The organism is Chitinophaga rhizosphaerae, from assembly GCF_003958645.1.
In the GTDB taxonomy this organism is placed as follows: domain Bacteria; phylum Bacteroidota; class Bacteroidia; order Chitinophagales; family Chitinophagaceae; genus Chitinophaga; species Chitinophaga rhizosphaerae.
The window spans coordinates 726037-740422 of record NZ_RXLO01000001.1 but is presented as its reverse complement, the minus strand read 5'-3'; the positions used below and the strand labels follow the sequence as shown (position 1 = coordinate 740422).

Annotated in this window: 8 protein-coding genes; 6 read left to right on the top strand and 2 right to left on the bottom strand. The window is 55.6% G+C overall.

What is annotated here, in order from left to right; all coding sequences use genetic code 11:
• Positions 1-52: 52 nt before the first annotated feature.
• Both EJ361_RS02945 and EJ361_RS02940 read right to left on the bottom strand, forming a co-directional pair.
• Positions 53-3217 carry an ABC transporter permease/M1 family aminopeptidase gene (locus EJ361_RS02945; RefSeq protein WP_126243838.1) on the bottom strand — a complete coding sequence of 1055 codons (3165 nt, stop codon included), beginning with the start codon at positions 3215-3217 and terminating at the stop codon, positions 53-55.
• Positions 3211-4110, bottom strand: coding sequence for an ABC transporter ATP-binding protein (locus EJ361_RS02940; protein WP_126243837.1), 900 nt, complete (start codon positions 4108-4110; stop codon positions 3211-3213). The genes EJ361_RS02945 and EJ361_RS02940 overlap by 7 nt, the downstream gene beginning before the upstream one ends.
• A gap of 197 nt (positions 4111-4307) precedes the next feature.
• Between EJ361_RS02940 and EJ361_RS02935 the strand changes: the two genes are divergently transcribed.
• The 6 genes from EJ361_RS02935 (at position 4308) to EJ361_RS02900 (ending at position 14373) form a co-directional block, all read left to right on the top strand.
• A complete protein-coding gene (locus tag EJ361_RS02935; RefSeq protein WP_126243836.1) occupies positions 4308-5807 on the top strand; it encodes a sensor histidine kinase in 1500 nt (499 codons plus the stop codon).
• Positions 5804-6865 carry a response regulator transcription factor gene (locus EJ361_RS25725; protein WP_240646531.1) on the top strand — a complete coding sequence of 354 codons (1062 nt, stop codon included), beginning with the start codon at positions 5804-5806 and terminating at the stop codon, positions 6863-6865. Before EJ361_RS02935 ends, EJ361_RS25725 begins: the two co-directional genes overlap by 4 nt.
• A gap of 174 nt (positions 6866-7039) precedes the next feature.
• Positions 7040-7651 carry a hypothetical protein gene (locus EJ361_RS02920; RefSeq protein WP_126243835.1) on the top strand — a complete coding sequence of 204 codons (612 nt, stop codon included), beginning with the start codon at positions 7040-7042 and terminating at the stop codon, positions 7649-7651.
• A 683-nt stretch (positions 7652-8334) separates the two neighbouring features.
• Positions 8335-9108, top strand: coding sequence for a hypothetical protein (locus EJ361_RS02910; protein WP_126243834.1), 774 nt, complete (start codon positions 8335-8337; stop codon positions 9106-9108).
• A gap of 74 nt (positions 9109-9182) precedes the next feature.
• Positions 9183-10364 (top strand): exo-beta-N-acetylmuramidase NamZ family protein, encoded by a 1182-nt coding sequence (locus EJ361_RS02905; RefSeq protein WP_126243833.1) that lies wholly within the window; start codon positions 9183-9185, stop codon positions 10362-10364.
• 727 nt (positions 10365-11091) lie between these two features.
• Positions 11092-14373 carry a SusC/RagA family TonB-linked outer membrane protein gene (locus tag EJ361_RS02900; protein WP_126243832.1) on the top strand — a complete coding sequence of 1094 codons (3282 nt, stop codon included), beginning with the start codon at positions 11092-11094 and terminating at the stop codon, positions 14371-14373.
• Positions 14374-14386: the final 13 nt, after the last annotated feature.

Sequence of the window (14386 nt, the reverse complement as noted above, 5' to 3'; positions counted from 1 at the left end):
TGTGTCACTTGCTGTAGATGTCTGAATGCGCCCCGTGATAGTTTTTGGATGTTCACAATTCCCCCACCTTCCGGAACCACCGTTCCAACATCCCCTTTTCCTTCAAATCGGCCCCTCTTTCCCAAATCTGCAGTAACATTTCCGCGGTAGGTCTTCCATTCGGCGGGGAATGCCGTTGAAAAAGCTCCCGCATACCCGCGTTCACGCGCGCTTCGCCCATGAGCTGCGTGAGCGTATCCATGGCGAGGGCGCCTTTCTGATAATGCACCCAGTTTTGGTCTGCCGAGCGCACGAGCGGAAGCTCTTTGCCGGAGCGCATACCGAAATAATATTGCTTGTCGGCGGCGAGGTATTGCAGGTGTTTGTCCCGGCCGAAGCGCTGTTCCAGCACACGGCCTTCAATGTGTTTGGCCATGGTTTCCGTGAGGAATTTGTACGACGAATCGCCTTGCGGTGTTAGCAGGCCTGCCCACCATTGGTGCGCGGTTTCGTGCGCAGCGGTGGCGAAAGCGTGGTTTATTTTGGATGTATCGCTATAATCCGCGGTAAACAGCACGGCTTCTTTCGCGAAGATGAGCGTCGGGTAAGCGGTGGCGGCACCGGGGTACGCGGGGATTTCAGCCAGGGTAAGGGTTTTGGCGGGATAGGCGGCGTAATTCGTCTCGCAATAATCCAGCGCGGCCTGCATGCCTTCCAGGATGGCGGGAACGTTGACGGAATGGCCGGGATGATAATACACCGTGATATTGCGGCCCCGGTGCTGCACCGTTTTTTCGGCATAGCGGGCGGAGCTGATGGCAAGACCTTCAGGCGCCGGGCCATTCGTCGCATACTCAAAATACGCACGGTTATCCTTTTGCCAACGGCGCGTCAGCTGGCCGGGTGCCAGGGCGGTTTGATCGGCTGCTGTGGAAATGGTAGTTGTGTACAGGATGCGATGATATTGCGTATCGGGCAGCGCGGTGGCGGCAGTCTCAGGAAGATGGAACCTTGCACGGGTTTGGCGGTCGGAGAGGGTGTAGCCGGCGTTGTAGCCGAAGTAGGGGAGTTGCTTGTCCAGCTCGATGTAGCTGCCGTTGCGCGCCACGGAGTGTTCGCTGTTGTAAGGCACGAAGCCCGAACGGTCGGCTTCCAGCTGGAAGCGTACGCGCATGGAATCGCCCGGGCGCAACGGTTTTTGCAATATGAATCTTTGTATATGCAATAGATCGTTTTTTCCGATACTTTGTGCTTTGTCGATGGAAATGTTCCACGAGCGTATTTCCGGACTAACGCCGGCTAACAGCGTATCGATCATTCCGGCCGTATTATTCCGGATGATGTATTCACCCATTACGGTGTATCTGCCGGTTTCGGGGAAGAGGTCTATTCGGGTGTTGATGGACGTGATATCGGGGAGAAATATGGGTTGTAGGGGAGCTACGGCCGTCTCATAATCCGCCTGCCATTTTTCAGCGTCCGCATCGCTTTGCCAGGCCGAAGGCGCATGCATCTGCCGATGGATGTAAACCCCCGAGGCCATGAAAACCACCAGGGAAGCCAGGAGCGCACCGGCCCCGGCGGTATTCCATCCCCGGAACCAGCCTTTCACGCCATGCTGCCAGGCGCGGACGGACAATACGCCCATCAACGCTGCCAGCGCCCCCCAATACAACATCCACCAACCATGGGCCAATGCTCCCCGTCCGAATCCGTCCATGTCCGACCATTTGAAATGCTGTGGCAGCGCAAACCGCAGCATGGGATGCTCCGTCCCGAAACGCGATCCGAACAGCACGGGCAATATCACGATGAGGCAAATCATCATGCCCGCGAACTTCCTTCTCACCACCGTCAGTACGAAAATGGCCAGCACACCATGCAGCGCCAGCGGCAGCGCGGCGTACCAGTACAGCGATGCGTAAATTCCCGGTCGAACAGGGAAAACGCCGTGTATCCCTTGCACCACGATCCCCGTCACCACATTCACCGTCACGATCGAAACGGCCATTACAGCCAGCGCCGCGGCTTTCCCCGCCCACAATATCCCCGAAGGCAATGGCGTACTGCCGATGATGCCGTCTATCCGGCTGGCCCGCTCGGCAAACACCAGTTCCGCGGCATAAAAAATGATCAGCAAAATCGCCGGCCGCACGGAAAGCAGGTGCTGCGCGATCTGTCCGCTGCCGGGAATGGTTTGTATACCATATAACCCACGCAGCGATCCGTCCAGCTCCACGAACATGTAAAAAGCCCATAGTCCCATCATCAACAGGAACGGCACGTGCAGGCAAACGGCGCGCACTTCCAGCCCCAGCCGCGCACGGAAAGCGGACATCCAATATCTTACACCGGATGTTTGCGTGTAGGCGGTTGCGTAAGTGGTTGCGAAGGTCGTTTCCTGCTCCTGCGCCGGTTCGGCTTTCGAAACGGTATTGGCGGCGGATAAACGGAATCGCCGGTACACGACCCATATCAGGCCCGCGCTCAGCAGCGCCCACAGTCCGCGGTTAACCAACAGCGCGCCGGATAGGGGATACAGCTCGGTATTCCGTTGAACGTCTGTCCAGTAGCGCGTTCCACCAAAAAAGGGCGCCAGGCCGTAAGGGTCGGAGAGAATCGCGCCCAGGCTTTGCCCGGTGCCGTTGGAACCCGCCAGCAGCGGCGATCCTGCGGCGATGGAGGCCGTCAGGTACAGAATATATAGCAACACTCCGCCGGCATACACCATTTTAGGGTTCCAGGTGCGCATCGCCAGTGCGAACAGGATCCCGCAGGTAAACAGGACGTTCGGCAAACCGAAAACCAGCAAAGGCTGCAAGTAATGATGTAAATGGAAAGGCCCGCGCATGGAAGGTTCCAGCGTCAGGCTGCCCAGCCAGATCCCTGTGGCGGCGAGGCACAGCAACGTGAAAACGGCAATGAACAGTCCGCCGAACTTCACGCTAAAGTACCTGGCCTTCCCGATGGCCGTGGAAAAAACGAGCGCGTCCATCCGGAACGTTTTATCGCGCAGCAGTGCCCCGGCACTGAAAACCGTTGCGGCGAACACCGAGCAAAGCGATAATAATGCGACCACCACCGTGATGGCGTAAGGGGCGTTGCGATGCACTTCGTCACCGCCGAAATTCCCGCGGACGGTCACCATGCCCAGTCCCAGGAAAGCCGCGGCTGCCAGCCACCAGGCGGATTGCCGGAAGTGATAGGCGGTCTCGAAAGCGAGGAGTTTCGTTAACATACGGCTGTCTCCTTTTCCGGGCGCGCGGCGCCGTTGAGGGCGGTGAAATAAACCAGTTCCAGGCCGGGCTCGATGGGCTCGAAGCCTTGCCCGGGGTCGCTGTCAGACAATACGAATACCTGTTTTTTACCCCCGGAAAGCCTTACGGAAACTACGTTCCAGGCCGACTGGTGGGCCGCTATGGCGTTATGTTCCACCGATTTTCGCCAGATGCGGCCGCGGATCGATTCGGTCAGTTGTGAAGGTTTACCGCGGAGGATGATGTTGCCGGCGGCGAGTATGGCCATGTCCTGGCAGAGGTCGTGCACATCTTCCACGATATGCGTGCTGAGAATGACGACGATCTGTTCGCCGACTTCGCTGAGCAGGTCGTGGAAACGGTTCCGTTCCAGCGGATCGAGGCCTGCGGTGGGCTCGTCGGCGATCAGGAGCTGCGGGTTGCCCAGCAAGGCCTGTGCAATGCCGAAACGCTGGCGCATACCGCCGGAGAAGCTGCTCACGGCGCGTTTCCGGACGTGATACAAATGTGTTTGATGCAGGAGTGCGTCCACCTGTTCGCGGCGCTCCCCGGGGTGAAGGATACCTTTTAATATGGCGAGGTGGTGGAGGAGGGAAATGGCGGAAACACGGGGATAGACGCCGAAATCCTGCGGAAGGTAGCCCAGCTGGCTGCGGAGGAAATCGGGGTTGCGGAGGATGTCGGTTCCGTCGAACAGGATTTGTCCTTCGTCTGGCGGCTGCAGGGTGGCGAGGGTGCGCATGAGGGTCGATTTGCCGGCGCCGTTGGGGCCCAGCAGGCCGAACATGCCGTTGGGGATGGAGAGCGATAGCCCGTTGAGCGCGGTAAGACTGCCATATTTTTTGCAGAGTCGGTGAATGTGGAGACGAGACATGCGGGTTCGTTTTTTGATTTGATGGCAAATTATCGCTGGTATTTTTCACCGGCAATTCGATATGCCGTACACTTCCTGGACCATGACGAATGGTGTATAAACCATGATTTCCGGACCGGCGAACTTACATCACGAAAACAGGGTCGTTCGTCATTAAATTTTGTCCAGATTCCCCGGATTGATTTCTTTTAACCCGTATGAAAACGAAAAAGAGGCACGAAAACGTACTGGCCGGGATGCGCGGGCTGGAGCTGTGGTTGCTGGCGGGGTGGTTCGCCTGGATAGCGGCCGTCTATACGTTGGGGGCTGCCGGCGGCGGTTGGGCGGAGTATGGAATGATATATGGGCTGGTGGCGATCTGTCAGCTACCTGTATGGCTATACGTGGCCCTGCGGGGACGATGGGCGGAAAGTACCGCGCTATGGCGGCGTATAAGTGCCTGGGGGCTTGTATTTGTCGTTTGGTTGTGGTTGAATGTGTTGGGGATGGAAAGTCTCCGGCTGCCGGATATACCCGGCGGATGTTTTGCCACGGCGGCGATGGGTACGATGGTGATCGAAGTGGCGGTGCTTTTGCAAGCCTGCCTGCGCAAAAGCGGCGGGGTAAGTGGCTGGTGGCGGCGGATCAGCCTGGAGCGGGCGGTGCTGTTCACGATCGTGCTGATCGCACTTACGCTGGCGGCCATGGCGGTTTCCAGTATGGATGATCCCCGGTATAACGAAGAGGGATTCTTGCTGATCGGGTTCGAGTTCAGTTTGCCTGCGCTTTTCCGGCATTGGTGGAGTTTTTGGTCGTTCGCCCTGCAATTCTGCGTGATGTACGCCTGCGGGTACCTGTTCTTTTACATCAACAGCCGGGTGCTGGTGGCCAGGGTCCTGAAGCGTTACGGGATTTTGCTGTACGCGGGGGGCGTGCTGGCAACGGCGGCGTTGTTGTACCCGGTGATCGCGCAACTGTTGCTGTGGTTGCCGGTGAACCGATTGCTGGGCGGGGTTTTTCCATCCAATCCGTTCGTTCTGGAAAATGCGTTCGCGGCGATCATGATCATGCTCATCAGCCTGCCGCTGGTGGTGGCGATCCAGTGGGGGCGGCAAAACAGCCAGATCGCGGCGTTGGAGAAAGAGAAAGCGCAGGCGGAGCTGGATTTGCTGAAACAACAGTTGAACCCGCATTTCTTTTTCAATACGCTCAATAACCTCTATGCCCTGAGCCTTACCCAGTCAGACAGGACGCCGGAAAGCATCCTGCAATTGTCGGAACTGATGCGGTATGTGATTTACCGGGGCAAAGAAGAGGCGGTAGAGGTGGAGGAGGAAGTCCGGTACCTGGAGAATTACATTGCGTTGGCGGAGATTCGGTTGAAGCGCCGGGCGGATATCCGTTTCGAGCGGGATATCCGGGTGCAGGGCAAGCAGATATCACCGTTGTTGCTGGCGGTGCTGGTGGAGAATGCTTTCAAGCATGGGGTGGAGCCTGCTGCGGAGGCGGCGCATTTGCATATTTCGTTGTATTGTGATGAAGCGCAGTTGCGGTTCCGGTGCGAGAACTCGTTCGTTTCCGTGCCGGAGGGCCCCCCGGGCATAGGGCTTGCTAATTTGCGGCGGCGGCTGGGGCTTTTATATCCCGGGCACCATTCGATCGAAACCGGCGCAAAAAATCATACATTTATCGCGGAACTTATCATTGATTTCTCATGAGCCTGCAATGCCTCATCGTAGACGACGAGCCCCTGGCACACGACGTGATCCTGCAATACGCCCGTGATGTCCCTGACCTGGAGATCGTGGGGCAGTGTTACCTGGCCACGGAGGCGCTGGCGTTCCTGAACCGCCGGCCGGTAGACCTGATTTTCCTGGACATCCGGATGCCGCGGCTCAGCGGGCTGGATTTCCTGCGCACGTTGCAGCACCGGCCGCTGGTGATCATTACGTCGGCATTTGAAGAACATGCATTGGAAGGGTACGAGCTGGAAGTCTGCGATTACCTGCTGAAGCCTTTCCGGTTCGACCGTTTCCTGAAAGCGGTGAACCGGGCGCAAAGTATTTTCAGGTTGTGGGCAGAAGGGGAAAACCAGCAACGGGCCCAGCAGGGGCAACGGTCTCATCCGCCAACATTGCCGCCAGTGGGGCAGGCGCCTCCGTCACCGGATTCGACCGGGGCGCCGGGTACATCCTGTTCGCCGCCGCCGGACGCGCCTATACATCCGGGTTTACGGCATTCGTCCCAGCACCCGCAGCCCGGAGCGAACGAGCCATTGGGATCACCAGGATCAACAGGGGCACCCGGATCGCAAGGGACATCAGGGTCACCCGGACCACGGGGCACATCATGGACGCCCGGAGCATCTGGAATTTCCAGGACGGCTGGAACATCCGGAACACCGCACGATCCATTATCCATTCCTTCTCAGGCATCGTCAACGGGTCCATCGGGTGGTTTTGAAGATATTTCGCGGTTATTCGTGAAAAGCGATCGGAAATGGGTCCAGGTGGAACTGGAGCAAGTGCAATACCTGGAAAGCCTGGGCAATTATGTGAAGATATGGGAGGCAGAGCGATTCATTCTCACGCCGAGGACGCTGTCCAGTTTCGGGGAACAGTTGCCTTCAGAGACGTTCATTCGCATTCATAAATCTTTCATCCTTAACCGAAAATTTGTTCGCTTGATAGAAGGGAACGTGATCCAGTTGAAATCGGGAAAGCAATTGCCTTTGGGGAAGAATTACCGGCATGTGGTGAAGCTGCTGCTGCAATGAGCGAGACTGTTCGTGCATACCGGTTTTCAGGTATTTTGGCGGAAGAAAGCAACATTCATTTCTATGCATAGCATGTGTTGCGTACCTTCGTTACGTTTAGGACGAATTTTTGCACAAGCCGGAATTCGCTGAGGGATTGATACCTTCATCCTGCAACTTGAAACCACAACACCTATGGCAACGGCGCTCCAGAAATTTCACCGGGCATCCGGATTGATCATTGCAATCTTCCTGTTACTGCATTTCACCAATCATCTTTTCGCGCTGGCGGGGCCGCAAGTGCATATCAGGGTGATGGAAATTTTCCGGGAACTGTACCGCTTTCCTCCGGTGGAAATACTGCTGCTGGCCTGTGTTGCTTCGCAGATCGTCAGCGGCGCCACCCTCGTCGCAAAAAAAGGTTTCAGGCGGCAACCTGTTGCCGTTAAGGTGCAGGTGCTCAGTGGGGGCTATCTGGCCTTATTCCTCATCAATCACGTAGCCGCGGTCATGATGGCACGCTATCAATGGCATATTGAAACCGACTTTTACTTCGCCGCGAACGTGGCAGTGGAATTCCCGTCCAAGTTATTCTTTATCCCATATTATACGTTGTCGATCCTGAGTGTATTCGCGCATATCGCAAGCATTCACTTCCTGAAAAGAACGAACTATCCGGAAACGATCGTTGATTCAGTTATGATGGCGAAAATCAAGCGGGAATCTTTCACCATCTTTGCGTTCGGGGCGGTGATTACCGTGCTTGTTATGATCTCGTTTACCGGGCTTTTGTATAAAATCGCCTGATAGGGGAATGCACAGGAATGGGGCTGCTACTGAAATTGCAGGATAAGCCTGGCTAAGCGGGGAGAATTGGCCATTATCTTCGCTTTTGGGGCGCAGCCATTCTGCCTGGCAAGATCACGTTCAGAGGACTTGCGTTCATTCACCGGAAGGTGAGAATGTATAGGGATTAGGGCCATTACCGATAATGTGCCATGCGATTAGTAATGGGGATTTGCAGGAAAACGATCGAACTTTCTCAATGCTGCAACACATCCACGAAAGCCGTCCCAAAATCCTGCCCGTAACTCTCCCGGTACTCTTGGGCGAACTTCTCGAACACATGCTGCCGAGGCTATGCCCCCCAGCGGTAAAGCAGCGTCCGAAGCGCGGCTCGATCAGTTGTCCCGCGAAAGCCTCGGCCGCCCGAAGTCCGAATTTTGGCGCAAATTCCCCGATGCAACGGGGCTCGTGGGGCATTCTCCTTGGGCAACGAGCTGAGTTTTCATAGCATCTTCGGCATCCCGGGCGATGAAGTTGGCGGAGGCATGGCTGCCTTCGTCGTCTTTGTGAGCATGGGCTTTTTCGTTTCAGGATGCGGAAAATGCGCTTCGGCGGATGGAAGCGACGGTCCGAATGCTGCATCGATCCCGGCTGCAGCGGTAGCGATACTTTTGCATATTGGTAACCCCTAACATTTTTCGGTTATGATCAAATTAACGATTGCCGTGCTCGCCACGGGCATCCTGGCGTTCGGCGCCAGCAACATCATCTCCCGCCTCGGTGTTACGGACGAAGATGCGCATAAGGCTATCGACCGCAACCTGCTTTCCGGAAAACTCGAACTCATCGGCGCTTACAAAGGCAAACAGATTCCGCCGGAAGAACGCGCGCAGGCCGTCAAAGAAATGGGCGACTATATCAAAGCGTACGTTTCCACGCCGGAATACAAAAATGCCTATGTGGAAGAATGGGAAAAAGGCGCGCCGAAAGACGGCAACGCCAAACTGAAACTAGCCATCCGTAAAGCCGAAAAAGACACGAAGGAGCTGGAGAAACTCTACGAAACCGCCGATGCGGAGTACAAGGAAAGTTACGGAGAATCGCTCAAGGCGATGAAAGACATCGTGGCGGCGATGAAAGACCCCAGGCACAAAATGCACAAGATTTACGTACAATCCATGGTAGGTGAGCTGCCCGGTCCCCCGACGGCCGCGTTCAAAGCCGAACTGGCGAAGTACGGGGAAACTTATCCCGGAACCTTGGAAGGCATGCTCAAGCTCCGCCTGAAAGCCTTTCTGGCGCTCACTTCCGACATCGATTTCAACGCGAAACTGGTGAAGAAAGGCAGTAAAATGGTTTTTGAAGATCCGGCACTGGAGAAAAAGAGCCGCGATTGGAAGCTGTGCTTCCGCGCCGGGTCTGAAACGGTGAAAGCCGCCCGTTCCTACGCGGAACAATGGCTGAAAGAGCTCCCCTGACCACCCGTTCTTTTTGACGGTAGATAACGGTTGTAAGTGTTAAGTTTGTCTGAAAGGAAAGCGAAAACACGTTTATGAAGTATTTACTCGTATTGATCGCCGTTGCCGGATTGTCGGCCGCGAAGGCCCAACAGCCCATCCTGACGGGGGCGGACCAGGTGGAAGCGTACCTGCCGCTGCTGAAAGGGAAGAAAGTCGGCATGATGATCAACCCGACGTCCATCATCGGCGATCAGCCCATTGTAGACAGTTTACTGAAGCGCGGTGTGATGATCAAAACGATCTTCGGCCCGGAGCATGGTTTCCGGAATAGCGCCAGTAACGGCGCGGCGGTGAAAGACGAGGTAGACCCGCAGACAGGCATTCCCGTTATATCGCTGTACGGCAACCGCAGGAAGCCGTCGCCCGCGCAGATGGCCGCCATCGATGTGATGGTGTTCGATCTGCAGGACGTGGGCTGCCGGTTTTATACGCTCATCAATACCCTCCGCGAGATCATGGAAGCCTGCGCCGATGCGAAGAAGACGCTGATCATTCTCGACAGGCCCAATCCCAACGGGTTTGTAGACGGGCCGGTGCTGGATATGACGCTGGAGTCGGGGATCGGGCGGTATCCCGTTCCCATGACGCACGGTATGACCATCGGCGAGTTTGCGCTCATGATCAACGGGCAGGGATGGATGCGCAACAAAAAAAAATGCAACCTGAAGATCATAACCCTGAAAAATTACCGGCATGATATGGATTACGTGCTGCCCGTGGCGCCGTCGCCCAACCTGAATACCCAGCAGTCGATCATCCTGTACCCTTCGTTGTGCATGTTTGAAGGTACCCGGCTCAGCCAGGGCCGCGGCACGTATATGCCGTTTACCGTGCTGGGGGCGCCGGAGCTGAAAGGGAAATATGAATTCAGCTTCAAGCCGGTGAGCATCCCGGGAAAAAGCGAGACGCCGCTGCATCAGAACGAAACCTGTTACGGGCTCGATCTGCGTACGTTCGACATATCGCCCTGGCGCAAGCGGGGGCAGCTTAATATCAGCTGGATGATCGAATTGTACAAAGCCTATCCCGATAAGTCGAAGTTCTTCGACCGCAGTTTAAGTGCGCAGATCGGGAGTATCGACGGGCTGGTGGGCACGCGCGAATTCCGCAGGCAGATAGAAGCCGGTTTGTCGGAAGCGGAGATCCGCAAGAGCTGGGAGCCCGGTTTAAGCCAATACAAACAGATGCGAAAGAAATACCTGTTATACCCCTGATCCTGTCATTACCGCCAACTTTTCATGAGGCCCGGAAACGGGCCTTTTTATATTTCAGAATTGAAACTTGGTGAAAAAATTTATAGAAGTTTTAGTGACTTTAATAAAAGTGAAGAAAATATAATATGGATCTGTTAAATAAAAGTTAGGAAAAGAAAGTTTTAAGAATATATTTGTAAGGAACACGAAGAAACCAAAGGCTGATCGTCATCATCAGGGAAACACTATTTACAACCGCACAACGGCGTGCCAGGTTTGAGAAACCGTATATCGAGCATATAGCACCCGTCGTGTCTGACCATATTTTTCATTTCCATTCAAATAGCTTTCGTGCGCTGGCACCTGGGTTATCGACTTACTATTTACAGCGAATAAAATCTAATCGAAGTATGGGCATTCGTCACAGTGAAAAGGTTTTTACAGTAAGCATTACACATTGTTTTTTACGGATCCATCCGGCAGGCGAACGTTTTTACATGCCATTTCTATTTAAGCATTAAACCTGACCAAAGTATGATGCATTTATTGGACATTGAGCCATGCGTGCCGTAGCCTGTTGCTGCGGTTAACCGGCTGATTTTCCCCGAACCGGGAAATCCGATTCCATTTCAATATCTAAAAACGACGTGCATAGCGCCGATCGGGACTGCCATGCCTGCAACCGATTGCGCCCTTGTGCGCGCGGATCAAAGCCGTTCATCATTGCTTTTTCATAAACCAAATCGATATGCTATTCCATCAATCGAAATCCCGGCAGCCCAACAGTGGCTGTAACCGGACGGTTCGGCGGATCGCCGGGCTTGTCCCGGCGGCGCTTTCCGTCTGCCTCCTGATGGGCTACGCCTCCATGGGCATCGCCCGCGCTCCGTACGAAGCGGCTGCATTTGACCGGAAGATCACCGGCCGCGTTACAGACGAAACCGGCGGCGGATTGCCCGGTGTAACCATCGCCATCAAAGGTGCTGCTACCGGCACCGTTAGCAACGTTAACGGCGAGTATTCCCTCAACGTGCCCGACAACGGAGCCGTCCTCATCTTCCGATTCGTGGGCTACAACACCCAGGAAATCGCCGTCGGCACCCAGGCCCGGCTGGATGTAGTGATGACCGCCTCCGCCAGAGGGCTCAACGAGCTAGTGGTTGTGGGGTACGGCACCCAGAAAAAAGTAAACCTCACCGGTCCCGTTACTGCCGTACGCGCGGAGGAACTGGTGAACATGGCGCCCGCCAATCTTTCCAACACCCTCGCCGGCCGCGCTCCCGGGGTCAATGTGACCAATACTTCCGGGCTCTCCGGTTCTACCGCAGGTATCCGCATCCGCGGCGCTTTCGCCGAACCACTTTATGTGATCGACGGGGTAGTGCGCGACAAGGAAGCGTTCGACGCGCTCGAGGCGGCGGAAGTAGACCAGATGAGCTTCCTCAAAGACGCGGCTACCGCTGCCGTTTATGGCTCCCGCGCAGGTAACGGCGTTGTGCTGGTGACCACCAAAAAAGGATCGCTCGGTAAACCCGTGTTCAGCTTCCAGACCAACTACACCACCGCACGCCCCACCCGCGAACTGCTGTCAGACAAAACCACCGCGGCAGACGAGCTCACCTATCAAAACCGTGTGGCCGAATTCCGCGGTACTCCGAACCCCAACAGCCAGGAAGAGTTCGACTATTTCAAAGACAAACATTATAACGTTCACGATTTCATCTGGCGCGATCCCTCCAGCCACCGCCACTCGCTCAGCGTTGCAGGCGGAAGCGAAAAGATCACCTACTACTCGCTGTTAAGCTACCGGGGAGAAAAAGGATCCTACAAAAGCCTGGACAACAGCAAGGTGAATCTCCGGAGCAACGTTACCGCCAAAGTATCGGATGCGATCAAGATCAACCTGAACATCGCCGCTAACCAGCAGAACCTCGACCGTTTCTACTGGCCATTCACCGGCGACGACGACTTCGATGTATCCGATCTTTACCGGGTAACGTTCAACTGGCCCAAAACTTTTCCGTTTTATACGCTGGCCGACGGTACCCCCGTCAACTATGTAACCGATTACCCGGTGCAGACGCCCATGGGCAGCTGGCAGGCCTGGAGCGTGATCGATCAGGTGATCGGCAACCGCTATATCAAAACGCGCAACCGCCAGCTGAACTCGATCCTCGGGATCGACATCGATCTCGGCAAATACGTGAAAGGCCTGACCACGAAAGTGACGGGCAGCTACCTGGCGGAAGACTACATGCGCAAGCGCTTCCTCACGTACCAGAAGAACTACGTGTTCAATCCGAAAGACCCTGACGGCAACCGTTTCATTCCCGCTCCGCCAGACCCGAACAAGACCAACATCTTCACCTTCAGCTCCAATCAGCCCTTCATGGATTACAATATCTCCACCTGGTGGAGCTATCAGCTGAACTGGTTCCTGAATTACAACCGCACCTTCGGCAAACATGGCATCGATGCGCTGATGGTATTCGAACAGTCGGAAACCGGTGGCAGCATCGCGTATTCCCGCGCCGAGAATCCCATCACGCCGTATGATCAGTTCATCGCCTATCCGACCGACCGGCAGTTCCGCAATTCCAGCGGTAAAGACTCCGTAGGCGCACGCCAGTCCTGGATCGGCCGCGTGAACTATAACTACGACAGCCGTTATATCGCCGAATTTTCATTCCGGTACGACGGTAACACGCTTTTCCCCAGTAATAGCCGTTGGGGCTTCTTCCCGTCCGTTTCTGCAGCATGGCGCCTTTCGGAAGAGACCTGGTTCAAAAACGCCACGCGCGCGTTCGACGACCTGAAGGTCCGCGCATCTTACGGAACAACGGGCAACGACCTGGACGCGGCCGGCAACAGGATTTCGCCTTTCTCGTTCCGCCAGCGGATCGTGAACGGCAGCGGCTATATGTTTGGCGATCGCCTCTATCAGGGCATCGCTCCCGGCGCTACGCCCAACCCGAACCTGACCTGGGCGAAGTCCGCTTCCTATAACGCAGGTATCGACTTTACCATCCTCCGTGGCCGCTTCAACGGTACGGTAGACGTGTTCGTCCGCAAGGAAACCGATATTCTCGGCTACCGCCAGGTGCGCGTGCCGGACAACTACGGCCAGTCGCTGGCGCCCGAAAACTACGCAGCACGTTCCTGGAGAGGAGGTGAGCTGACGCTGGAATGGCGCGACAAAGCCGCTTCCGGAAAGATCAACTATTCCATCAACGCCAATGTGGGTTATGTAAAAGACCGCTGGGATATTTATGATGAAATTGCCGCATTGGGGCCCAACGGCCTGCGCAACTTCGAATCGCGTATCGGCCGGCCGGAAACGAGGATCATTGGCCTGAGATCGCTCGGCCTCATCCGGACACAGGAGCAACTGGATGGTTTGCTGGCCAAAGGTTTCAAACAGTACGGCCGTAATCCTTACCTCGGCGCCATCCTGTTCGAAGATATCCGCGGCGAAAACTATGCGCCCGGTCCCGACGGTAAAATCGACAACAACGACATGCAGCTGCTCTCCGAAAACGCTACGCCCCGCGTGAACTTTGGTCTGGGCCTCAACCTGTCTTACAAAAACTGGGCGTTGCAGACGTTCTTCCAGGGCGTTACCGCTTACGACCGCGTGATCAGCAACCAGGAAGGTGCAGGGATGCGCCAGCACGGTGGCAGCGTTCGTCCGTATTACCCGATCTGGGCAGACGACGTATGGACGCCCGAGAATCCCGACGCGAAATATCCACGCCCTGTAGGCAGCAACTGGCAGGAGTCCGGCAGCGTGGCCACCAACTTCTGGATGCGCAGCGGCGCCTACCTTCGTATGAAGATGCTGAACCTCGGATACAGCCTGCCCAAGAGCTGGGTTCGCACCATCGGCCTCACGAGCGCGCAGCTGTATTTCAACGGCACCAACCTTTTCGCTATTTCACCCATGAACGAGTTTCATGATCCGGAACAAAAGAACTACGATTCTTATCCTCTCATGAAAACCTTCACTGTAGGAGCTGACATCAGATTCTAGTAAAACGCATGAT

Coding starts and splice junctions, on each gene's coding strand:
- EJ361_RS02945 (WP_126243838.1), bottom strand. CDS start 3,217: ATGTTAACGAAACTCCTCGCTTTCGAGACCGCCTATCACTTCCGGCAA.
- EJ361_RS02940 (WP_126243837.1), bottom strand. CDS start 4,110: ATGTCTCGTCTCCACATTCACCGACTCTGCAAAAAATATGGCAGTCTT.
- EJ361_RS02935 (WP_126243836.1), top strand. CDS start 4,308: ATGAAAACGAAAAAGAGGCACGAAAACGTACTGGCCGGGATGCGCGGG.
- EJ361_RS25725 (WP_240646531.1), top strand. CDS start 5,804: ATGAGCCTGCAATGCCTCATCGTAGACGACGAGCCCCTGGCACACGAC.
- EJ361_RS02910 (WP_126243834.1), top strand. CDS start 8,335: ATGATCAAATTAACGATTGCCGTGCTCGCCACGGGCATCCTGGCGTTC.
- EJ361_RS02900 (WP_126243832.1), top strand. CDS start 11,092: ATGCTATTCCATCAATCGAAATCCCGGCAGCCCAACAGTGGCTGTAAC.
- EJ361_RS02905 (WP_126243833.1), top strand. CDS start 9,183: ATGAAGTATTTACTCGTATTGATCGCCGTTGCCGGATTGTCGGCCGCG.
- EJ361_RS02920 (WP_126243835.1), top strand. CDS start 7,040: ATGGCAACGGCGCTCCAGAAATTTCACCGGGCATCCGGATTGATCATT.